General features: G+C 45.9%; 19 protein-coding genes. 11 read left to right on the top strand and 8 right to left on the bottom strand.

Features of this window, described 5'->3' with window-relative positions; genetic code table 11:
• Positions 1-128 precede the first annotated feature (128 nt).
• Positions 129-3,113 (top strand): glycoside hydrolase family 3 N-terminal domain-containing protein, encoded by a 2,985-nt coding sequence (locus QFZ51_RS02915; RefSeq protein ID WP_429042965.1) that lies wholly within the window; start codon positions 129-131, stop codon positions 3,111-3,113.
• An 81-nt stretch (positions 3,114-3,194) separates the two neighbouring features.
• Here the strand turns inward: QFZ51_RS02915 and QFZ51_RS02910 are convergent, their stop codons facing one another.
• Positions 3,195-3,650 carry a hypothetical protein gene (locus tag QFZ51_RS02910; protein WP_429042962.1) on the bottom strand — a complete coding sequence of 152 codons (456 nt, stop codon included), beginning with the start codon at positions 3,648-3,650 and terminating at the stop codon, positions 3,195-3,197.
• Between the two features lie 186 nt (positions 3,651-3,836).
• On the opposite strand from QFZ51_RS02910, the gene QFZ51_RS02905 reads away from it, so the two are divergent.
• The 3 genes from QFZ51_RS02905 to QFZ51_RS02895 all read left to right on the top strand — a co-directional run bounded on the left by QFZ51_RS02905 (position 3,837) and on the right by QFZ51_RS02895 (position 7,196).
• On the top strand, positions 3,837-4,889 hold the full coding sequence (locus QFZ51_RS02905; protein WP_429042961.1) for a COX15/CtaA family protein: 1,053 nt from the start codon (positions 3,837-3,839) through the stop codon (positions 4,887-4,889).
• Between the two features lie 74 nt (positions 4,890-4,963).
• The gene (locus tag QFZ51_RS02900) at positions 4,964-6,727 is read left to right on the top strand and encodes a hypothetical protein (RefSeq protein ID WP_429042959.1); all 1,764 of its coding nucleotides are present in this window, start codon (positions 4,964-4,966) and stop codon (positions 6,725-6,727) included.
• Positions 6,696-7,196: a hypothetical protein gene (locus tag QFZ51_RS02895; protein ID WP_429042957.1), complete on the top strand. Its 501-nt coding sequence runs from the start codon at positions 6,696-6,698 to the stop codon at positions 7,194-7,196. Before QFZ51_RS02900 ends, QFZ51_RS02895 begins: the two co-directional genes overlap by 32 nt.
• Positions 7,197-7,198: 2 nt before the next feature.
• Here the strand turns inward: QFZ51_RS02895 and QFZ51_RS02890 are convergent, their stop codons facing one another.
• Positions 7,199-8,197 carry an alpha/beta fold hydrolase gene (locus QFZ51_RS02890; protein ID WP_429042955.1) on the bottom strand — a complete coding sequence of 333 codons (999 nt, stop codon included), beginning with the start codon at positions 8,195-8,197 and terminating at the stop codon, positions 7,199-7,201.
• Positions 8,198-8,461: 264 nt separating this feature from the next.
• On the opposite strand from QFZ51_RS02890, the gene typA reads away from it, so the two are divergent.
• Entirely contained in the window at positions 8,462-10,270 is a 1,809-nt protein-coding gene (typA, locus tag QFZ51_RS02885) for a translational GTPase TypA (RefSeq protein WP_370908785.1), read from the top strand.
• A 235-nt stretch (positions 10,271-10,505) separates the two neighbouring features.
• Here the strand turns inward: typA and recA are convergent, their stop codons facing one another.
• The 5 genes from recA to QFZ51_RS02860 form a co-directional block, all read right to left on the bottom strand.
• On the bottom strand, positions 10,506-11,516 hold the full coding sequence (gene recA, locus QFZ51_RS02880) for a recombinase RecA (RefSeq protein ID WP_370908784.1): 1,011 nt from the start codon (positions 11,514-11,516) through the stop codon (positions 10,506-10,508).
• A gap of 593 nt (positions 11,517-12,109) precedes the next feature.
• Positions 12,110-12,805 (bottom strand): hypothetical protein, encoded by a 696-nt coding sequence (locus QFZ51_RS02875; protein WP_370908783.1) that lies wholly within the window; start codon positions 12,803-12,805, stop codon positions 12,110-12,112.
• A gap of 10 nt (positions 12,806-12,815) precedes the next feature.
• Positions 12,816-14,240 carry an RNA polymerase factor sigma-54 gene (rpoN, locus tag QFZ51_RS02870; RefSeq protein WP_429042951.1) on the bottom strand — a complete coding sequence of 475 codons (1,425 nt, stop codon included), beginning with the start codon at positions 14,238-14,240 and terminating at the stop codon, positions 12,816-12,818.
• Positions 14,241-14,399: 159 nt separating this feature from the next.
• Positions 14,400-14,999, bottom strand: a complete 600-nt coding sequence (locus QFZ51_RS02865; RefSeq protein WP_370908781.1) for a ribonuclease HII — start codon at positions 14,997-14,999, stop codon at positions 14,400-14,402.
• A gap of 89 nt (positions 15,000-15,088) precedes the next feature.
• Positions 15,089-15,526 carry a hypothetical protein gene (locus QFZ51_RS02860; protein WP_429042949.1) on the bottom strand — a complete coding sequence of 146 codons (438 nt, stop codon included), beginning with the start codon at positions 15,524-15,526 and terminating at the stop codon, positions 15,089-15,091.
• A gap of 209 nt (positions 15,527-15,735) precedes the next feature.
• On the opposite strand from QFZ51_RS02860, the gene QFZ51_RS02855 reads away from it, so the two are divergent.
• From QFZ51_RS02855 to QFZ51_RS02830, 6 genes are all read left to right on the top strand, one after another.
• Complete coding sequence (locus QFZ51_RS02855) at positions 15,736-17,898, top strand: S46 family peptidase (RefSeq protein ID WP_429042946.1); 2,163 nt, start codon at positions 15,736-15,738, stop codon at positions 17,896-17,898.
• 151 nt (positions 17,899-18,049) lie between these two features.
• On the top strand, positions 18,050-18,766 hold the full coding sequence (locus QFZ51_RS02850) for a porin (protein ID WP_429042943.1): 717 nt from the start codon (positions 18,050-18,052) through the stop codon (positions 18,764-18,766).
• On the top strand, positions 18,763-19,215 hold the full coding sequence (locus QFZ51_RS02845) for a hypothetical protein (protein WP_429042940.1): 453 nt from the start codon (positions 18,763-18,765) through the stop codon (positions 19,213-19,215). Before QFZ51_RS02850 ends, QFZ51_RS02845 begins: the two co-directional genes overlap by 4 nt.
• A gap of 15 nt (positions 19,216-19,230) precedes the next feature.
• Positions 19,231-20,661, top strand: a complete 1,431-nt coding sequence (locus tag QFZ51_RS02840) for an anion permease (protein ID WP_429042938.1) — start codon at positions 19,231-19,233, stop codon at positions 20,659-20,661.
• A gap of 261 nt (positions 20,662-20,922) precedes the next feature.
• Complete coding sequence (locus tag QFZ51_RS02835) at positions 20,923-21,267, top strand: IPT/TIG domain-containing protein (protein ID WP_429042935.1); 345 nt, start codon at positions 20,923-20,925, stop codon at positions 21,265-21,267.
• A 121-nt stretch (positions 21,268-21,388) separates the two neighbouring features.
• Positions 21,389-22,153: an AraC family transcriptional regulator gene (locus QFZ51_RS02830; RefSeq protein WP_429042934.1), complete on the top strand. Its 765-nt coding sequence runs from the start codon at positions 21,389-21,391 to the stop codon at positions 22,151-22,153.
• Positions 22,154-22,286: 133 nt separating this feature from the next.
• Here QFZ51_RS02830 and QFZ51_RS02825 read toward each other — a convergent pair whose 3' ends face one another.
• Complete coding sequence (locus tag QFZ51_RS02825) at positions 22,287-23,720, bottom strand: META domain-containing protein (protein ID WP_429042932.1); 1,434 nt, start codon at positions 23,718-23,720, stop codon at positions 22,287-22,289.
• Between the last annotated feature and the right edge of the window lie 75 nt (positions 23,721-23,795).

Here is a 23,795-nt window from a genome sequence, read left to right as displayed (position 1 = left end):
TTCAACAGGGTATTCTAATTTAATGAAATAGTTTGGATCTGACAAAATCATATGATTATTATTAGTAATTCTTTGATATTCAGGGCTGTCGGGCTGGATTTCCGCATGAATATTTGTAAGTTTATGATATGAGGAAACAATTATTGGTTGCAGGACTTACAGGCCTAATGATGACAGGCAGCGCCATTTCTGCGCCCCTGGTATTTAAGGAAAAGAAGAGGCATAAAAAAATGACTACACAAAAGGTGGCGCCACAGCAGGACAAAGCCTCACAATGGGCAGATAGTGTGTTTCAATCACTCACCCCCGAAGAACGTATCGCCCAGCTGATCATGATCCGCGCGCATTCCAATCTCGGGCAGGATCATATTAATGCCGTCGTTAAAGATATACAGGATAACAAAGTAGGAGGCGTCATTTTTTTCCAGGGCGGCCCGGTGCGGCAGGCCAATCTCACTAACTACTACCAGTCTATTTCAAAAGTACCCTTGCTGGTAGCCATTGACGGCGAATGGGGGCTTGGCATGCGCCTCGACAGTGTTATTTCATTACCGCGGAACATGATGATAGGCGCTATGCAGGATACCACCCTGGCGTATGATGCCGGAAAGCTCATGGGAGAACAATGCCGTCGCCTGGGTATTCATATTGATTTTGCGCCCGACATGGATGTGAATAATAATCCTTCCAACCCGGTGATCAACGACCGTTCCTTTGGAGAAAATAAATACCAGGTAGCCCGCATGGGAGTAGCTACCATCAGGGGAATGCAGGATGCCGGCATTATGGCCTGCGCCAAACACTTCCCCGGCCATGGCGATACCAATGTAGATTCACACCTGGACCTGCCCACCATCAATAAAACAAGAGCGCAGCTCGATTCCCTGGAGTTGTATCCTTTCCGCGAAGCTATTGCTGCCGGCGTGCAATCGGTAATGATTGGCCATCTTTATATTCCTTCTATCGATAAAAAACCAAATACACCTACCTCTATTTCTTATAATGCCGTTACTAAACTGCTGAAGAATGAAATGGGTTTTAAAGGACTGATCGTTACTGATGCACTTGAAATGAAAGGCATCGCAAAATTCTATACCAACGGACAGGAATCCCTACAGTCGCTGCTTGCCGGCAACGACCTGATGATTCTTCCATCCACCGCAGAAGGCAGTGTGGAGGCTATTAAGAAGGCTATCAAAGCCGGTAAAATCAGCCAGGAAGAAGTAGACGGACGCGTGAAAAAAGTATTGCGCGCCAAATATAACCTCGGACTAGGGCAGCCGCAGCACATCGATACTGATCATCTGGCAGAAGACATCAACGCCAAAACAGATACTTTACGTAAACGTATTGCGGAGAAAGCCATCACCCTGGTACGCAACGATAAGAAACTGGTGCCTTTTTCACCGGCCATGACCCAGCAAAAGCTGGCGGTAATTGCCGTAGGAGCTGATGCCAGCAACACTTTCGTGGAATCAGTGAAGAACTACAAACCCGGTACGGATGCGTTTATTTTCACCTCGCGGCAGTCCGTACAACAGATCGCACCGATTGTATCCCGCATACAGCGCGACTATAAGGCGGTTATCATCAGTTTGCATGAATACAGCCGCCGGCCCGCAGGAAACTTCGGGTTGTCGATGGCGGAGCGGCTGATTATCCGCCAGCTCCAATCGGAAATGCCTTCGGTGACGGTTGTTTTTGGCAACCCCTATGCGATCCAGTATTTCTGCGACGCGCCTCACCTGGTGGCCGCGTATGAAGATGACAGCACCACCCAGAGAGCCGCTGCAGACCTGCTTTTCGGGCAACTGGGCCCATCCGGTAAGCTGCCGGTAACTGTATGCCCGGATTTGCCTTCCGGCACCGGCATCACTTATGAAGTGAACAAGTTTAATTTGTTGCCTACCGCTACTGCGCTGGAAGCCGGCATCAATGAACAGGCACTGCTGCAGATCGATGGTTTGGCCAACGATATGATTGCGCGCGGTGCAGCGCCGGGAGCGCAGGTATTAGCCCTGAAGGACGGGAAGATTATTTATAACCGCTGCTTCGGCCACTACGAATACAACAAACAGGAACCGGTATCGCCTACTTCTATTTATGACCTGGCATCGGTGACCAAAGTATGCGCTACCACTTTATCGGTGATGCGGTTATATGATGAAGGGAAACTGAACCTGGATGCTACGCTGGGCGTATACCTGCCGCAGGTGTTGGGTACAGATAAAGCAGGATTGCGCATCCGCGATATTCTTTTGCACCAGGCAGGACTGGTAGCCTTTATACCGTTTTATAAGGAAACCCTTTATAACAATGCGCAGCCCGATACGGTGCTGTATCACGCCAGCCCGGACGCTACCCACGGGATCCGCGTGGCGGATGAGATGTACATGGAAAACAGCTATGTAGATACCATGTGGCAGCGGATACTGGATAGTAAGTTATCGCCGCGGCAGGGGTATGTTTACAGCGACTGTGATTTTATTTTCCTGGGGAAAATTGTGGAGCAGTTAACGGGTAAGAAGCTGAACGAATATGTGAGTGAAACTTTTTACGTTCCGATGGGATTGGCGACCACGGGCTTTTTGCCGAGAACGCGTTTTCCTTTGACGGAGATTGTTCCTACGGAGCGTGAGTATTCTTTCCGCATGCAGTTATTGCGGGGAGATGTGCACGACCCGGGAGCAGCTATGTTTGGTGGGGTGGCTGGTCATGCCGGATTATTTTCTGATGCTCATGATGTGGCGGTAATCATGCAGATGTTACTGAACAAAGGATCTTTCAATGGCGTGCAGTATATTAAGCCGGAAACGGTGCAGTTGTTTACGGCGTATAATAGCCATATCAGCCGCCGTGGTCTTGGGTTTGATAAGCCGGAAAAAGACAATGCTACCCGGCGGGAACCGTACCCTGCCAGGAGTGCTTCTGCGGCTACCTTCGGGCATACCGGTTATACGGGGACGTGTGTGTGGGCGGATCCAACATCGGGGCTGGTATTTATTTTCCTGAGCAACAGGGTGTATCCTAACGGCGGCGTTAACACGAAAATAACGGCGCTGCATACCCGGGAAAGAATGTTTGAGGCCGTGTATGAATCAGTACGTAAATAGGAGATAGGAAATAATAAAAGAAGAGGTGGTATCCGTAAAACGGTACCACCTCTTTTCATTTTTCAATTATGCGATGTGGGACTACTCTGATACGGAAACGCTCCTGTTGATCATGGTCTGCGTTTTTATGGCAATAGCTTTTTCTGCCAGTTTGTTTTTTCCGCTTCTGATTTCGAAGGTGTAGTCTCCATCCTCAAGAGAACCGAGGTTGTAACGTGCTTCGAAGCGCAGGGTAGCGGGCAGTGTTTCGCGGTGCAGCGTGTTATTGAAATTGTCTTTTATGTAGAGCGTCAGCTTTTCGTTGGAAGGATTATCCACAGAAAGCTGGAATAACAGCTGGTCCTTTTGCAATTGCGTGATATGTACGTTGAAAGCTTCGATGGGAGTTTCCCGTACAGGTTTTTCCTTTGCCAGTCGTGCTGCATTGTAAGCAAATGTTTTTGACTGTGCCGCAGCATGTAAAATTGGAGATAGGATAGTAACAAATACCAACAAAGCTACTTTGGGTGCTAAAACAACAAAACGTAAATGTTTCATGACATTATTTTTTTAATGTGTTCGTCTTTTTTTTAATTAGGGCGGTATTAGCTAATACAATGGTGCCGTTTAAATTTTCAATGCAAAGCTCCGACGCGCGGATTAACAGAACATTACGCCTTTGTTAAAATAATGTGAGTATTTAACCGGCTTGTTAGGCATTCATTCCCTATTTTTGCACCGTTTATGGAAGCAGTTACAATAAAAAATAACCGCCCCGTGGCCATCTGGTTATATATAGGCGTGGGCATGTTGATAGTTCAGGTATTGCTGGGAGGGATCACCCGTTTAACCGGCTCGGGCCTGTCCATTACTGAATGGCAGCCGTTATTGGGCGCTTTTCCGCCGATGAATGAAGCGGCCTGGCAAAAAGCATTTGATGGCTATAAACAAATAGCGCAGTATAAGTATATTAATAGCCACTTTACCTTGTCGGATTTTAAGTTTATTTTCTTCTGGGAGTGGCTGCATCGCGATTGGGCGAGGCTGATGGGGTTTGTGTTTATTATTCCGTTTATCTACTTTGTTATTAAGAAGAAGATTAACAAGAGCATGATAAACCCGATGATCATCCTGTTTGTGTTAGGTGGTTTGCAGGGCTTGATAGGATGGATCATGGTGAAGAGCGGCCTGAATGAGGAAAATTTGTATGTTAACCATATCCGTTTGGCCATTCACTTTATATCTGCGCTGGCGTTGCTGGCATATGTGTTCTGGTTTGCGTTGAAGCTGAGTGTGCATCCGATAGAAATATTAAAAGTTCCGGCTTTATACAAACTGAATATCTGGTTGCTGGTATTACTGGTAGTGCAGTTGGTGTACGGCGCTTTCATGGCCGGATTGCATACGGCATTGGTGGCAAACACCTGGCCGGACATCAATGGCTCCTGGGTACCCGCCGGCATGTTTTCGCAAGGCGGATTCGCTACAGATATTGCGCATAACCCGATTACCATCCAATTCATTCACCGCGGACTGGCCTACCTGATTACTATTCTCATCGCTATCTGGTGGTGGAAAGCTGCACAAACACCGGCTAACAGCCTGTTACACACCATCCGTTACCTGCCATTGCTGTTGGTATTGCTGCAGGTGCTGCTGGGCGTGCTGACCCTGTTAAACAGCCAGGTGAAGATTCCCATCAGTTATGGAATTTTACACCAGGGTGTGGGGATGTTGCTGATGCTGTCGCTGATCTGGACCCTGTTCCTTAGCCGGGGCGTGAGAAGCGGGAATTGATTTTCTGCCCGGTGTAAATTCCTGCCGTCATAAATCCGTAAATTTTCCGTAGGTTTATTCGTAATAATCGTCTGATGAAGGTGAAGTTATTACTGATAAAAACTTACTATTCTTTCCCTATACAGTTGCTGCTCCTGCATTTCAGGAAGTACCAGGTATTACTTATTTTTTGGGTGATCCTGTTCAGCACCATCAATGGTGGTTTTGCCAAGGTGTTTGGTGGAGATGCACTTTACCTGGCGCCGGAATACCTGGGCAAAGTAAATTTCTACAGTACTACTATCCTGGGACTAGCCACCGGCATGTTTATTATGAGCTGGCAGATTACCACCTTTATATTGCATACCGGCCGGTTTAAGTTCCTTGCCACCACTTCGCAGCCATTTTTCAGGTATTGCCTTAATAATGCCATCATACCGCTGGTATTTATTTTCAGTATGCTTTACCGCGGATGGGAATACCAGCGGTATGAACAGCTCAATACCGTTCCGGATATCATGTTGCTGGGGGAAGGGTTTATCTGCGGAGTGTTGTTTATATTCTTCTTCTGTTTTTTCTATTTTTTTAATGCAGATAAAAATATTGGCAGACGCCTGGAAAAGCGTTTCGGTAATCCGCGAAACTTCCTGCGGATGATCCTGAAACCCAACCAGGATCCAGATGAAAATGCGCTGCCGGTACATAATTATTTCTCTACGCCCTGGCGTATCAGAAGGGCGAGGAATGTGGATCACTACAATAAGCATTACCTCGACAGTATCCTCAAGCAGCATCACTTTGCTGCGATGATCACCGTGGGGTGCTCGCTGGTTTTCCTGGTGATACTGGCTTACATGATGGATTATGATGTATTCAGAATTCCTGCGGGCGCCAGTGTGCTCATCTTTTTTGCGTTTCTCATCGGGGTGGCGGGCGCCTTTTCCTATATGTTGCAAACCTGGTCTATTCCCATATTGCTGGTGATGTTGTTTGGTTTGAACTGGATGGTGGAACATAACTGGGTGGATAACCGTAATAAGGCTTACGGGTTGAATTACCGGGAGAAGAAGGCCCGTCCGGAATACAGTGTGGCGGCCCTGCAACAATTTTTTACCCGGGAGCGATACGAAGCGGATAAGAAACAAACCCTGCTGATATTAGAGAACTGGAGAAAGAAGTTCCCGGCGGGAAAAAAGCCCCCGCTAATTGTAATGAATTTCAGCGGCGGCGGCAGCCGTTCAGCCACCTGGAGCGTAAACGTATTACAGCGGCTGGACAGTATGCTGCAGGGCCGGCTGATGAAGCACACGGTGCTGATGACCGGCGCCTCCGGGGGTATGCTGGGGGCCAGTTATTTCCGGGAGTTGTATTACGAACAGCAGCAGGGGAAACCTATCCGCCTGTCTGATAATATATATGCAGAGAAGGTATCACAGGACTTACTCAATTCTGTATTTTCTGCTATGGCCGTGAATGATTTTATTACACCGTGGAGAAGTTTCAGTATCGGGAAAAATCATTACGCAAAGGATAGGGGTTATGCATTTGAAATGCAGCTGAATGAGCATACTGACAGTGTGTTGGATAAAACGCTGAAAGACTACCGGGAGCCGGAAGCCCATGCAGACATTCCCATGCTGATATGGAATGCTACTATTAATGCAGACGGGCGCCGGTTAATGATTTCCCCCACAGCCAGTCAGTTACTTATGCAGCCCGCAGTACCAGTATCCTACACGGCAGGTGAGGGATATCGACGGGGTGGATTTCGGACAATACTTTGCGGCACAGGATGCGATGGACCTGCGAGTAACCAGCGCGATCCGTATGTGTGCTACGTTTCCTTATGTACTGCCTAATGCGTTCCTTCCCAGCAATCCTATTGTGGATGTGATGGACGCCGGTATCCGCGATAATTTTGGTCAGCAAACCACGTTGCGATATTTATACACGTTTAATAAATGGATCAATGAAAATACCAGCGGGGTGATATATATCCAGATCCGTGATACCCGCAAGAATGACATTTCCCCGATCAAAAAAACGAAGGATCTGAGCGACCTGTTATTTGAGCCGTTGTTTACCATGCAGCAGCACTGGAGCGCCATGCAGGATTTTGACCAGGATGATTTACTGAATTATATGGAAGGATATTTCCCGGATAAATTTCACCGGGTAATTTTCCAGTATGTGCCGCAGAAGCAGGACAAGGCGGCGGCTTTATCCTGGCATCTTACCTCCCGGGAGAAGCTGGATATCGCGCATGCGCTGGACAATCCTGCGAATCAGAGTGCGTTGGAGTATGTTGTAAAGCTGCTGGAGGAATAGGGTTATTCCTTCAGGAACTTCAGCAGGGGCGCAATAAATTTCGTATAGGCTTCAATGTGGGGAAGATGTCCTACACCTTCGATAGGTACCAGCGTGGCGTGTGGAATTTTTTTCGCAGCAGCGTTTCCCAGTTCAGGATAATTCCCCATTGTTTTTCGCACTTCTTCCGGAACGTTGGCTTTTCCTAAGGCGGTACGGTCGCGTTGCCCGATAATAAGGAGGGTGGGGACTGTAATATTCTGGAACTCGTACAGCACGGGTTGGGTAAAGATCATGTCGTAGGTGAGGGCGGAGTTCCAGGCTACCAGGGAGTAGTCGGGGCTGCTGGTCCAGCTGGCTTGGAGCTGCGCCCATTTATCGTAGGCGGGCGACCATTTGCCGGCGTAGTAGCTGTCCATCATATATTGTTTGATCTTCTCATAGTTCTGTTGCAGTTCTGCTTTATACCATTTATCTACTGACTGATAGGGCACTTTCACTTTCCAGTCTTCCAGCCCGATGGGATTTTCGAGGATGAGTTTTTCGGTCACCTCCGGGTACATTAATGCGAACCTGGTGGCGAGCATGCCTCCCATTGAATGACCGAGCACGGCTGTTTTGGTTATTTGCAGCGAGTCGAGCAGTGTTTTGGTGTTTTGCGCCAGTTGTTGGAAGCTGTATTGGAGGTGTTGGGGTTTGGATGACTTGCCAAAGCCGATCTGGTCCGGGATGATGACCCGGTAGCCGTTGTTGCTGAGGTCCGCTGCGGTGCTGTCCCAGTAGGCGCCGCAGAAATTTTTGCCATGGAGGAGTACAATTGTTTTACCGTTTGGGCGGGAGGGTTGAACGTCCATGTAGGCCATTTGAAGGGCTTGCCCTTGTATTTGCAGTTTCAGGAAATGTACCGGGAACGGGTATTTATATTCAGAGAGGTTAATATCCTGGGCTGGTATTTGTGCGTATATGCGGGAGGTGACGAGGGAGAGGCAGGCGATGGCGAGGAGATATAGTTTCTTTTTCATGCGAGCGGTATTAAGCGGTTAAAACGCTGTGGGGTGGGGCAAAATTGACGCCATAAAACTATTTGTTTACAATATTTGGATATAATTAATTGTAAATCAATGATAACCAACCTATTGCAAGGGCGTTTTCCGGGCTGACCAAATGATTACATTTATTTAAAACGTGACACCTTCATTCTCGCTATGTTTTCGTACCTTTGCGCCTTCTTTTTGTAGCTATTAGCGTAAATTTAGTTAATGGCTGATAGCTAAAGATTTAAGTATATGAACATTCGTAATATCGCAATTATTGCACACGTAGACCATGGTAAAACTACTTTGGTTGACAAAATCCTTCATCAGGCTAATGTATTCCGGGCTAATCAGGAATCAGGAGATCTGATCATGGATAGTAACGATCTTGAAAGAGAGCGTGGTATCACCATATTCAGCAAGAACGCATCTATTGAATATAAGGGAACCAAGATCAATGTGATTGATACTCCAGGCCACGCCGACTTTGGCGGTGAGGTGGAAAGGGTATTGAAAATGGCTGATGGTGTTATCCTGTTGGTGGATGCTTTTGAAGGTCCGATGCCACAAACCCGTTTTGTGTTGCAGAAGGCTTTGCAGCTGAATCTGAAACCTATTGTTGTAATCAACAAGGTAGATAAGGCTAACTGTCGTCCTGATGAGGTACATGATGCAGTTTTTGAATTGTTCTTTAATCTGGATGCAACAGAGGATCAATTGAACTTCCCGACATTTTATGGCTCTGGTAAAAATGGCTGGTTTAACAGTTCATTAGAACAGAGTGAAGATATTTCTCCATTGATGGATGGTATCCTCCAGTACGTTCCGGAGCCAACCACTCCAGAAGGTAACCTGCAGATGCAGATCACTTCATTGGATTACTCTTCTTTCCTTGGTCGTATTGCTGTAGGTAAGGTGGCCCGTGCTTCTATTGAAGAAGGACAGTGGGTTACTTTGATGCAGACAGATGGTACCAGCAAGAAGCAGAAAGTGCGTGAGTTGTATATCTTCGAAGCGTTAGGTAAGAGAAAGGTAACTAAGGTATATGCCGGCGATATTTGCGCGGTAGTTGGTATTGAAGGTTTTAACATTGGTGATACTATCGCTGATGCTGAAGAGCCGGAAGCGTTGCCAATTATCAGTGTGGATGAGCCTACCATGAACATGTTGTTTGGTATTAACAACTCTCCGTTCTTTGGTAAAGATGGTAAGTTTGTTACTTCCCGTCACCTGCGTGACCGTTTGATGAAGGAAACTGAAAAGAACCTGGCACTGCGTGTAATGGATTCTGACAGTGCTGATAGCTTCATGGTTTATGGTCGTGGTATCCTGCACTTAGGGGTATTAATTGAAACCATGCGTCGTGAAGGTTATGAGTTGACCGTTGGTCAGCCTCAGGTAATTGTGAAGCATGTGGATGGTAAAAAATGCGAGCCGTATGAAACCCTGGTGGTAGACGTTCCGCAGGATTTTGCCAGCAAGGTAATTGATCTGGTAACCCGTCGTAAAGGTGAGATGCTGATCATGGAAACCAAGGGTGAAATGCAACACCTGGAATTTGAGATTCCTTCCCGTGGTTTGATTGGTTTGCGTACACAGATGCTTACTGCTACTGCAGGTGAAGCAGTGATGGCGCACCGTTTCAATGATTACAAACCATGGAAAGGTGCTATCCCAGGCCGTAACAACGGTGTGCTGATTGCCAAAGAAGCTGGTACTACTACTGGTTACTCTCTGGACAAACTGCAGGATAGAGGATCTTTCTTCGTTGATCCGGGAGAAGAAGTATACAAGGGTATGATCATTGGTGAAACCAACAAGCCAGGTGACCTGGTGGTGAATCCAAATGAAGGTAAGAAACTGACCAACATGCGTGCGAGCGGAACCGATGGTGCTGCTAACATTGCGCCTAAGATACTGATGACACTGGAAGAATGTATGGAGTACATCCAGCATGACGAGTGTATAGAAGTTACTCCTAACTTTATCCGTATGCGTAAAGTAATACTGGATGAAGAAGAGCGTAAGAGATCAGCTAAGAGCATGAAAGCAGAAGCTTAATTGCTTTTGTTTGTAAGATAATAGTAAAAAAAACAAAGCCGCTCCGTTTAGGGGCGGCTTTTGTTTTTGGAGGGAAGTAGAGGGGAGACTTCACTCCCGGGCAAAAAAATCCCCGCCCAGGATAAGGCAGGGATGTGCATACTAACCCAATGCTTACTAAAACTAAAACTAACTTCTATGTATGTTTAATACTAAGTTTCAATTCAATGCTTATTCAATTCAATAGCAGCCAATATTAAGCGGCATCCTGCTTTTCCTGAATCTTCACTTTAATCTTGGCTTCGATTTCTGCTGCCAGTTCAGGGTTATCATTCAGCAGTTGTTTCACTGCATCACGGCCCTGGCCTAATTTATTGGTATCATAGCTGAACCAGCTACCACTTTTCTGAACAACGCCATATTCAACACCCATGTCGATGATTTCTCCTGTTTTGGAGATACCCTGACCGTAAACGATATCGAATTCTGCCTGGCGGAACGGAGGCGCTACTTTATTCTTTACCACTTTCACTTTCACGCGGTTACCGATTGCTTCGTCACCATCTTTAATCTGGCTCATGCGGCGGATATCCAGCCTTACGGATGCGTAGAACTTCAGCGCATTACCACCGGTGGTAGTTTCAGGGTTACCGAACATAACACCTATCTTTTCACGCAGCTGGTTAATAAAGATGCAGCAGCAGTTTGTTTTGGAGATAGTGGCGGTTAATTTACGCAGTGCCTGTGACATCAAACGGGCTTGTAATCCCATTTTGCTTTCACCCATTTCACCTTCCAGTTCACTTTTCGGTACCAGGGCAGCAACGGAGTCAATTACTACTACATCTACTGCGCCGGAGAGGATCAGGCGATCTGCTATTTCCAGCGCCTGCTCACCGTGATCCGGCTGTGAAATTAACAGGGAATCCACGTCAACTCCCAGTCTTCTGGCGTAGCTGCTGTCAAAAGCATGCTCCGCATCTATAATGGCGCAAATGCCGCCTTTTTTCTGTGCTTCAGCGATTGTATGGATGGCGACGGTTGTTTTACCGGAAGATTCAGGTCCATATATTTCTATGATTCTTCCTTTGGGTAAACCGCCAATTCCAAGTGCGATATCAAGGCCCAGGGAACCCGTGGAAATGATCTCCATCGGCGCTTCTGCTTTTTCCCCCATCATCATCACAGATCCCTTCCCGAAATCTTTCTCAATCTTGTCCATTGTGAGGCGCAGGGCCTTCAGTTTTTCTGCATTGGCTGTAGACATATAAGTAATGTTTTTACAAATTTAATAGATAGCTGATCACAATTAGAAAGCAAATTAATTGGACTGCTAAGTTATGATCTAATTTTTTATTTTCCTAAATATTTTAGCATTTTCTTTTAAATGCTAAATAAAGTAGTAATCCTTTTCCGTGCTGTTAAGAACTTCCTGTTAAAAATTTTTTTCTTAAAACCTTAAAAGGGTTAACCCCTAATGGCATAACAAAGATGCGAACCCATTACGCATTGAATGTGCGTAACAACAAAACCTCAAAAAAAATAATTAGCCGGCGGAAGTGAGAATTCTACTGCATTTTTAAAAAGCGTAGTTATACGCTTGAGTATCAGCGCAGAAAGTTTCACTTTTGTACTGTCAAGTTTAGTTGTTGAAGTTAATCCCCTACTGTTTGTTAAAATTGTTTGTTAGCCTGCCTTGCGGCCTTGCATCCATGTGAAGATGAAATGGTGAAGTGGTCAAGGTTAAACCCCAAAAATTTTTATCGCCGTTCTAAATGTTGTTCTCCCTGATCCCTGGCTGGTGGGCTGACTTGTTTCAGCATTTACCGGCAGGGGAGCAGGGATAGAATGGTGAAGCACCTATTTTACGAGGATCCAGCACGCTGCCAGCTGCGAAACAATACCAATCAGGAAACCGATGTAGATTTCACGTGGTTCATGTGCTCCCAGCACCAGGCGGGAGGTAGCTACAATACCGGCCACAAAAAAAGTAATGACCAGTGGGATGGATACATTCATATGCATTCCCCACATCAGCGACAATAAAAGGCCGATTATGCCGCCCCAGCCTACGGTATGCATGCTGGTTTTTATAAAATTATTGGTAACAAAAGCGATAGAAACACTCAGGAACACGCCCAGGAAAAACGCGGTATAGAATTTTGGCGCCCGGCCTTCCTGTTGAAAAGTATAAAATGCCCAGAAGTAATAAGTGATCATCGCTACATAAGGAATGATCCTGTCGCGCTGGGTTTTCATATGAACGGAAGAAACAAATTTCAGCGCCTTGGCCAGTAAAAGCGTGAGCACCGGGAACCCGATACTGATAATAGCCACCCTGAAATACAGCATATCGAAGGCGAACCTTTTGCTCAATGGTTTAAAGGCGACCATATATTCCGGAATGGATTCCAGTACCAGGAATGTTACCAGCAGGGGAATGAACAGCGGATGTGAGAGATAGGAAATGATTAAAGCCAGGGATTTCATTGCCTTTGGAAACTCCGGCTCCAAACGTATATTTCCGTTCCTGTCTAAAACAGCTTGTTCTTGCATGGTATGGTTCTTATAATTCTTTACGTAAACGGGCTACCGGAATATTCAGCTGCTCCCTGTATTTGGCCACCGTACGGCGGGCAATGTTATATCCTTTATCCTGCAGCATCTTCGTGAGGTTTTCATCACTGAGTGGTTTACGTTTGTTTTCCGCCTCAATGAGGTCTGACAGGATCTTCTTTACTTCCCGGGTGGATACTTCCTCGCCGCTGTCGGTAGACAGGGATTCGGAGAAGAAGAATTTCAGTTTGAAGGTACCGAACTCGGTTTGTACGTATTTGCTGTTGGCCACGCGGCTTACGGTAGAAATATCCAGTTGCGTGCGATCCGCGATATCTTTCAGGATCATAGGCTTCATGGTGGTTTCATCTCCCGTAAGGAAAAATTCGCGCTGGTAATCCATGATGGATTCCATGGTAGACAGCAAAGTATGTTGCCGCTGCTTGATGGCGTCTATAAACCATTTGGCGGCATCTATTTTCTGTTTGATAAACAATACGGCTTCTTTCTGGCGCTTATCTTTTTTATCGCCCCGGTCATACTCCTTCAGCATTTCGCGGTAACCACCGGAAATCCGCAGATCGGGAGCGTTACGTGAATTCAGCGTAAGTTCCAGTTTACCGGCGTTGTTTAAAATAAAGAAGTCGGGCAGTACGTAGCTTTCTGCTTTATTCAGCGTGGCGAAATTGCCGCCTGGCTTGGGAGTGAGCTTGATGATCTGGGTGATGGCTTCTTTCAGTCCTTCGTCGGAAAGGCCTAATGCCTTCTGGATCTTCTCGTAGTGCTTCTTGGTAAATTCGTCGAAGTAGTTTTCGAGGATGGAGTAGGCGTTGTGCACGCCGGGATCGTCCTGTGGCTTACGTTTCAGCTGGAGCAGGAGGCATTCTTTCAGATCGGTGGCGCATACGCCAGCCGGATCAAAGTCCTGGATCTTTTTGATCAGGGAGTTGATTTCTTCTTCGGTGGTGTCAATATTCTGTGAAAAGGAGAGATCATCCACCATGGAACTGATTTCCCTGCGCAGGTAGCCGTCGTCGTCGATACTGCCGATGATATGTTCGGCAATGGCATTCTGGTGGTCGTCCAGCTCGAGCATACCCAGCTGGCTCAATAAGTGTTCATGAAAAGACGTTTCCACCCGGATCGGGATGGTTTTATTGCTTTCGTCCGGATCAGGATAGTTATCGTCACGCAGTTTGTAATCCGCCACATCATCATCTCCTTCACTTACATATTCAGAAATATCGATATTGTCGTATTCATTTTCACTGCCATCGGGTTCAAATTCATCTTCTTCTGCGGGAGCTTCATACTCTTCCTGTTCTTTGAACTCGTCTTCTCCTGCTTCTTCGCCATATTCCAGCGCCGGATTTTCTTCCAGTTCTTCTTTGATCCTTTCTTCCAGGTTCACAGTAGGGACCTGCAGCAATTTCATGAGCTGAATTTGCTGGGGAGAAAGTTTCTGTAATAGTTTCTGCTGTTGTGTCTGCTTTAACATAATTATTCCCTGTCAGGGCAAAATTAATAAGTATAAGGTTAACAGAGCTATCGCTGTCAGCATTTAGCTTTTAGATAACCCGTTAACGGCTAAAAGCTATAAATCCAGTTCCAGCTGCTCCGGCAGCAAACGGAATGTTTTGCGGTGAAATGGCGTATCGCCAAATTCCCGGATAGCATCCCGGTGTTGCCTGGTAGGGTATCCTTTGTTCTCATTCCACCCAAAGTGTGGATATGTAGCATGTAACTGCTGCATATATTCATCACGATAGGTTTTGGCCAGAACGGAAGCTGCTGCAATGGAGGCGTATAAGCCATCGCCCTGTATAATACAGGCGTGTGGCGTATTGCCGTATGCATAAAAGCGGTTACCATCTACCAGTATAAATTCAGGTTGCTGCTGTAACTTCTCCAACGCCAGGTGCATGGCTTTGAAAGAAGCTTTCAGTATATTTATCTTGTCTATTTCCACATTATCCACACTTGCCACGGCATAACATACTGCTTTTTTTTCAATCACCTTTCTCAGTTTTTCCCGGTCGGACTGTTTCATCTGCTTGGAATCGTTCAGCAACGGATGTCTGAATTTCTTCGGCAGGATAACGGCTGCGGCAAACACCGGACCCGCCAGGCATCCCCTTCCGGCTTCATCACAGCCGGCTTCTGTTAGTAATTCCTGATAGTAAGACAGTAGCAAATTGAAATCTATTAAGCCGGGTAAAATTACAAGATTAATGTTCAAGGAACAAGGATTGTGGATTTTTGAAGTAATCCGGCCACCTTCTTTTAATCTTTTTTAAAGAGATCTTTAAAGTCCTGTTTGAAATCGGTCCACTCTTTATCGGATTTTTTCATCAGTTGGTCGGCGGCTTCCCGGGTGCTGTCCCATTTGTCGGCGCTGCTGTTTTTTACGTCGTCCAGCTTTTTATTCATCTGTGCTTTCAGTGTTTCCAGCTTTTTACGGGCAGCCACGCTTTTCTCGTCCCCGTCCTTTTTTAATTCCTGGGTGGTTTGGTCTATTTCTTTGATACGCTCCTGAATAGCTTCTTCCGCCTGTTTCTTTTGCTCAGATAAATAATCACCTGTACTGCTGGCGGCAGATTTTATTTCCTGCCCGGCTTCTTTAATATCTTCTTTTATTTCTTCTTTCTTTTCCTGCTGAGTGCTACTCTCGTTACAGGCAAATAGAGCGGCAATGCCCGCCAGTAAGAATACCTTTTTCATGTTCCGACGATTTTTTTTGTGATTTTTAAATACTGGCACAGCCTTCCGGCCGTACCCCTTTATCAAAACATATTCCAGTTTTTTTGTTTAGACCCTGATCATATTTTTATATTTATCAGATGTTTGCTGCCGTTGGTCCTTATACCTGCGCCCGGTAACGAAAAATTAGCTAGGTTTGAGGTCCTTAAAAAAACAAAACCTGACTTAATATGAGAAAAAAATTACTGGTTTTGCTCTTATTGCTTAGCGTAAGTATCAAATGGGCTAAAGCAGATGAGGGCATGTGGTTGCCTTATTTACTGGGGCAGCAAACGTACAACGACATGGTGAAGAAAGGACTGAAGCTAACGAAAGAACAGTTGTACAGTATTAATAAAGCATCCCTGAAAGACGCCATCGTTATTTTTGGTGGCGGCTGTACCGGTGAAATTGTAAGTAATGAGGGCCTCATTTTTACAAACCACCACTGCGGCTACGGCGCTATTGCCGCCGCCAGTTCTGTAGAACACAACTACCTGAAAAACGGTTTCTACGCAAAAAATAAACAGGAAGAAATTGCTTCTGCCCAGCTGTCTGTACAATTCCTGGTAAGAGTGGAAGATGTGAGCAAGGAGGTGGAAGATGCGCTGAAAGGACTTGATGGTGCTGCAAGAGCCCAGAAAGAACAACAGGTATATGGAGAAATTGTCGCTAAAACTATTGCCAACACCGGTTATGAAGCGAAGGTGGTGCCTATGTTCAAAGGCAATCAATACCTGCTGTTTGTATACGAGCGCTATAAAGATATCCGCCTGGTAGGTACGCCTCCCGAAAGCGTGGGTAAATTTGGCGGTGATACCGATAACTGGGAATGGCCCCGCCACACCGGCGACTTCTCCGTGTTCCGTGTATATACCGGTAAAGACGGCAAGCCTGCTGCCTATGCCGCTGATAATGTGCCTTTAAAGCCAAAACATTTCCTCCCCGTATCTATCAAGGGTGTAAAGGAAAATGACTATGCCATGATCTTCGGCTACCCCGGCGGCACCAACCGTTATGAAACTTCTTACGGCATACAGCTGAAAACATCCATCGAAAACCCTTCCGTGGTAAATCTCCGCGATGTAAGACTGAAGGCCATGTTTGAGCAGATGAAGAAAGATCCTGCGGTAAAACTGCAGTTGGCATCTTCTTATGCCGGGATCGCCAACTACTGGAAATTTTTTGACGGCGAAACAAAGCAACTGCAAAAACACGGCGTACTGGCCGATAAACAAAAACAGGAAGCTGCTTTTGCCAAATGGGCACAAGGCAAACCTGAATTTGCCAATATCCTTTCCGACTACGAGGCCGCCTATAAGGCATGGACTCCCTACGCCAAACAACGCACTTACCTGAATGAAGGTATCATGGGCTCCCCGGTAGCGGCTTTCGCAGCTTCTTTAACGGGCGTGGAAAGAGCATTGGTAACACCAGGCGCTCCCAAAGAAGCCGTTAAACAGGCAGTAGATGCAGCTGATAAAGCCCGTAAGACATTCCTGGAAGGAGAAAACAAACCATCCGACCAGAAAATCCTTGCAGCTACCTGTCATATGTTCTACACCGACATCTCTAAAGATCAACAGCCCATTGGTTTTTATGATGCGCTGAAAGCAAAATATGGCCCTCTTGATGAAGACAAAACATACAATACCTGGGCTGCTTCCTTAATGGCCAATACATTTATTTTTGATGATGCCAAATGGAGCGCATTTGTAGCAAACCCGGATGCAGTAACCCTGCAGAACGATCCGGTATTTGCCTATGCCAGCACATTCATCAAAAACTATGTAGGTAAATACCTGCCGTTATACAACCAGTTCAATACTAAAAATAACGATCTTGGCCGCGCTTACCTGAAAGGTGTTATGCAGATGAGTCCTAACGCCAACAGGTATCCTGATGCAAACTTTACCATGCGCTTATCTTATGGCCAGGTAAAACCATATTCTCCGCGTGATGCCGTGCATTACGACTATGTAACCACTATGAAAGGGGTTATAGAGAAATATGTACCAGGCGATTATGAATTTGACCTGCCTGAAAATTATGTTGACCTGTATAATAAAAAAGATTTCGGTCAGTACAAAGATGCTAAACGTAATGATATTGTAGTTGGCTTTATCACTACCAACGATATTACCGGTGGTAACTCCGGCTCTCCTGTTATCAATGCCAACGGCGAGCTGATTGGGCTCGCTTTTGATGGTAACTACGAAGCCCTGAGTCACAAAATTCAGTTTGATTCTGAGTACAATCGTACTATCTGTGTAGATGTACGTTATGTACTGTGGTGTATTGACAAACTGGGAGGTGCAAAAAATATTATCAATGAGCTGAAACTGGTGAAATAATCTGCGGGTAAGCATTTGATCAGAAAGTCCCGCACAGGTAGCCCCTGTGCGGGACTTTTTATTGCGGGTTAATTCTGTTTTACCCAAAACATTTTTTTGTTGCATGGTGTTATCTCCATAGGCTGTTTCCAACATCTAATAACAACCGTGCATGCATAAACGAATTTTACTCTTTGCTATCCTGTTTTTTATCTGTGTCTTTTCTGCCAACGCATCTGCATGGCCGCCGGGAGACACTACTGCCAGGGATTCGTCCATCGAAAAAATAGCCGGATTTATCAAGAAGATATCTTTCGGGGGTGTTTTCCAGGCCAGGTATACCGGGTCGTTGATACGTGATGTGGATGTAAACGGAATGCATCAGCCGGATGCAGAAGAAGTAGTACGAAACAGCTTCAGTATCAAGCGTGCCCGTTTACAGGCCAAAGCGCAGGTGAGCGACCGTTTTACAGCGGCAGTGCTGATTAACCTGGCTGAATTTTCCGGAGATACCAAAGGGAAGGTCCTTGAAAATGCGTATATCTCTTACCGTTGGAACGATGCAGTTAACTTCACCGTGGGGCAATTCCGGCCATCTTTTGGTTTAGAAGATCTGTACCCTGTAGACATTATCCAGTCGATGGATTTCTCCAACCAATATTATGCGTTCGGCAGCAACGGCTGGCAAAGCTTCCAGATCGGCATATCGATGTTCGGGGCGTTTAACAAGAACAGTAAGATCCCTATGAAGTATGCTGTTTCCGTGGTGAATGGGAACAACCGCAACCAGCCATCAGACAACGACAACGGTAAATTGGGAACGGCCCGGCTGGAATTCGGAGAGATGAATAAACTTTCGCTGGGGCTGAATGGCGGCTTGGCGCAGTGAAACGACAAAGCGTGTATGCTTTGGGGGTAGATGTGAGCGGAGTGATTCCACTGGCACCCAAATGGGATCTGCAGTTACAGTCGGAATACAAACAGGGTAACAATCATCAGCTCTACTACGCCCTGCCAGACAGCGTCCGCAGCGGGGAAGGAGTAAGCCGTTATATAATGGATGGGATATACGTACTTCCCAATTTACGCTACAAGATCAACTATCATAAGCTGACCTCTATCGAGCTTTCCATGCGGTATGAATATTTTGATGAAAACAAAAAACATGATGGCGCTATCCGGCAATCCTATATCCCCATGATCAGCCTGGCTTTTCTGAAAGATTACGGTGGCCGTATTCAGTTAGGAATGCAGATAGACCAGTATAACAAAGATATTCCCGGAACAAAAACGCATAACAGCAATCTGCTGATTGTGCAGGTACAATGCAGGTTTTAATAAATGTGAGTTTATATGAAAGAAATCAAGTATCCTCAACTGTTAATTACCCTCGCGGTGGGTTTGCTGATCTGGTTCATCCCGGCGCCGGAAGGAGTGAAGCCGGAAGCCTGGCATCTGCTGGCTATTTTCCTGGCAACCATTGTCGGTATTATTATGAAAGCGGCAAGCATGGGCACTATGTCGGTGGTGGCTATTACGCTGGTGGCCCTCACCGGCGTGCTGGCGCCGGGTGATCCGGCGAAATCCATTACGCTGGCGCTCAGCAGTTTTGGTGATAAAGTGATCTGGCTGATAGGGATTTCTTTTTTTATTGCGCGGGGATTTATTAAAACCGGTTTAGGAAAACGTATTGCTTACCTGTTCGTCCGGGTATTTGGCCGCAGCCCACTGGGATTGGCTTACGGGCTGGGTTTGGCCGACCTGGTTCTGGCGCCGGCGGTGCCCAGTAATACCGCGCGGGGAGGAGGTATTATTTATCCCATCATGAAATCTATGGCTATCAACTTTGGTTCCGTGCCGGAAGACCCGGCTACCCATCGCAAGCTGGGCGGCTATCTTACATTGAACAGTTATAACATGAATCTTATTACGTCTTCCCTGTTTTTAACAGGTACGGCGAGTAATCCCATGTGTCAGAAGTTTGCGAAAAACCTGGGTATTGATATCACCTGGATGTCGTGGTTCACAGCGGCAGTGGTGCCGGCGATTATTTCCATTATTGCAGTGCCATGGATATTGTATAAGATCTATCCGCCGGAGTTGAAGTCTACAGGAGATGCGCCTGCTATGGCATCTGAAAAGCTGAAGGAAATGGGGCCGGTACACAGGAACGAATGGTTGATGCTGCTGGCATTTGTGATCCTGCTGTTCCTGTGGATAACGGGAGATCTGTTTGGGATAGATGCTACCACTACCGCCCTGATAGGATTGGTATTCCTGCTTATATCACAGGTGCTTACCTGGGATGATGTGAAGTCGGAGAAAGGCGCCTGGGATACTATTGTATGGTTTTCTGCGCTGGTAATGATGGCCAGTTTCCTGAACAGCCTGGGTTTTATTCCGTGGTTCAGTGACCTGATCAAACAGAAAGTAGGTGGTATGAAATGGACAATAGCTTTCCCGATTATAGTGCTCGTATATTTTTACAGTCATTATATTTTCGCCAGCGCTACGGCCCATGTAGCGGCTATGTATTCCGCGTTTTTAAGTGTGGGTATTTCTGTAGGCATACCGGGTATGCTGCTTGCATTGGCGCTGGGATACTGCGGTGGCATCTTCGGAACACTTACCCATTATGGTCATGGACCTGCACCGGTATTTTTCGGAAGTACTTATGTAGATCTGAAAGACTGGTGGAGATGCGGGTTTATTCTGAGCATCGTGCTTATCCTTATCTGGATAGGCATTGGCGGCGGCTGGTGGAAAGTACTCGGCATCTGGTAAACGAATCGCAAAAAATATTTTTATGAGTCAATGGAACATAATAGAGCACAGGTTTTGAAGCAGTAAAATCATATAACCGTATACGTAATTCTACGTATTTTTTTGATAGCTTGTTTTTTTATTGGAGGAATGATTGTACCTTTGCGTCCGTTTGAATACCGAATATATACTGTTGCCGATAAGAGTTGCAATTGCAATAGTGTTAACCCCGGTGAATTATTTGTAACAGGGTTGTGACCCCCCAAAAAGAAGAAAAATAAGATGACACAGTTTAAATTGTTTGTGACAGCCCTTATGCTGTTAATTATGGCCATGACGGCTTGTTCCCCGAATTCAACAGAAAACACCGCTGAAGTAGTAACTGTAGAAGGACATGCAGGAAATTTCCTCCTGATCAAAGGACACGGTTTTAGTGAAGATTTGCACGAAAATAAAGTGAATTTTGGTAACGTACCTGCGCAAATTCTGCGTGCAGATGGTAACACCCTTTTGGTGCAGGTACCTGTGCAGAAGGCCACCACAGTGCCTGTAGTAGTTGCGGTAGGAAATAATGTATCCAACGCGATGTTGTTTGCATATCATCCCAAACTCGTAGCAGCGAAGTAAGCGTGATGAATTAAAAATTACGGATAGCGGTTTTATACACAGATAATAATGCGAAGAATTTCCTGCATTGGCGGAGCTGTGTATAAAACCGCCATTCGTAATAATGTTTTAATTTAGAGGCATGTATAAGGAATTCCGGCCACATCCGCTATTGACTGCATATGTAGACGCCTACTGGATAGGAGGGGGACTGCATTTTATGCAGCAGCGTATATTACCGGATACCTGTGCGGATATTATTTTTAATATTAGTGAAGACATTATTGCAGCTGACGAAACGCTGAAAATAATGCCAGGTAATGCTTTTGTAGTAGGCACCATGACCACCTTCCATGATACTATCCTTCATGCAAATACCTATTTGTTAGGAGTCCGTTTTAAGCCGGGAGGACTGAATAGTTTTACAGGGCTGCCTTTACAATTGATTACGGATGATCATGTTCCCCTGCGCGATATTGCTTCCGGATGGCATGTTGCACTGGAGCCATTGTTGATGAAGGCCCAGGGGATAGCCGCAAAACTAGCATGCCTGGAAAAGTTCCTCTTGCAGCGGTTGCCGGCCGGAAATATCATCTCCGGAAAAATGCAACATAGTATTGCGCAGATCAGGCAATCGAAAGGTGTTATAGCAGTAAATGTTTTAGCAGCACAGGTGTATATGAGTCCCCGTAATTTTGAAAGGCACTTTTTGCAGACAGCCGGCGTATCTCCGAAAACATTCGCACGTATTGTAAGATTTCTAAGTTTGAAGCAGCAGCTGAAAAGCCTCTCAAATCCTCACTTATTGTCGCTGGCGCTGGACCACGGCTTTTATGATCATGCACATCTCACCCGTGAGTTCAGGTCATTTGCAGGGGAAAGTCCTACCAGCTATATGCAACGGTGATGAATGAAAGTTTTTTTTGCAGATGTTATCATGTGGTAATTGAATTATTTTTAATGACCGATATTAAACACAAAAAAAGCAGCAAAGGTCACCCCTTGCTGCTTTTTCTATGATGGATTATGTGTAAATAATATTACAGTGTTTTATCCTGCATACCAAACATCACTACAATTTTCCCGTCTTTATAGAGGTTTAATGTTTGTTCCGCCACATCATACCGGAAGGAGTTATCACTGATGAGTTTCAGGAATTCAGCTTCGCGGCGCATTACATCTGCATCTGCACAGGCCATGCGGGTGCTGATGCCCTGTGTGAATTTTATTTCATCGCCGGTAGCGTTGTATCCGCCGGAAATGCTGTTGCAGCCGCCTTTGCCGTGGAAGCGTTTCTGATTGATATCAAATTCCAGCCAGATCCCGGAGTTACTTATTGTAGCATCATTCAGTTTGATCACGTTCCATTTTTTGCTGCCAATGAAAGCCCACTGGTTATTGTTTGACGCGTTTCCCTGCTGATCGTTACCATTACTTTCCAGCGTAAACTGCATCACTAATTTGCCGCCTTCGTAGAGGTCAATGGTTTCACCGTTTACGGTGTAGGTAAAGGTATGTCCGCCGAGTTGTTTCAGGAACTCTGATTCCCGGCGCATTACATCTGCATCTCCGCACATCATGCGGGTGCTCATGGCTTGTGTGAAGGTAATTTTATTTTTAACGGCGGTATACCCACCGGAAATATTGTTACAGCCTCCTTTGCCGCTGAAGCGTTTTTTATCTTCATCAAACTGCAGCCACACACCGGAGTTGCTGATTACTCCTTCATTGATCATTTTCAGGGTCCATTTTTTATTGCCGATAGCTGCCCAGTTGTTGTTGCCGGAAGTATTGCCGTCTTTATTTTCCAGGCGGAATTGCAATACGATATTGCCATTTTGGAAGAGGTTCAGCGTTTGACCGGCTACGGCGTATTGAAATGTTTGATCGCCTATTTGTTTCATGAAGGAGGTTTCGCGGCGCATTACATCCCTGTCGGGGCAGGCCATCAGGGTGCCGGCTGTTTTGGAAAAGGTAAGATCGCTGCCGGAGGTGATATATGCACCCATCATGCTGTTGCAGCCACTTTTACCGTGCATGCGTTTCTGGGTGCCGTCGAATTCCATCCAGATGGCGCCATCGGAAATGGCTTCATTATCCATTTTTACCAACACCCATTTCTTTCCGGTGATAGCTGCTGAACCGGTATTGCTGATCTTCTTTTTTTCCAGCACTTTGGCGAGGGTATATTTCAGGGAAGAGCCATCTGCCGGTGGGTTCTTTACCCTGGTAATTTTTACCCTAAGCTTATAACGGTAGCCAGGGGTATATTTAAAGCCGCTGATATTGGTATATAAGTTTGACCAGTCTGCATCATTTACTCCTTTTATCTGCAAACATTCCATGGGAGCCACGCCGGTACAGGGTTCCTTTGATTCTTTTACATAGATGACCTGCGTTTTGGGGGGTGATTGTTTGCTTTGTACCGGGGCCATAAAGGTGGTGGCAAGAGTGATTGCTAATTCCAATAACATAAAATATAGATTTTAATAGTTAACAACAAAAGGAGTCATGAGGTTGTCTCTTTTGAAGGATTGTACTGTATTTTG

It is taken from the genome of Chitinophaga sp. W3I9 (assembly GCF_050434025.1).
Classification (GTDB): Bacteria; Bacteroidota; Bacteroidia; order Chitinophagales; family Chitinophagaceae; genus Chitinophaga.
Note: the sequence above shows the minus strand (reverse complement) of the source record. Positions and strands in the feature narration are given on the sequence as shown.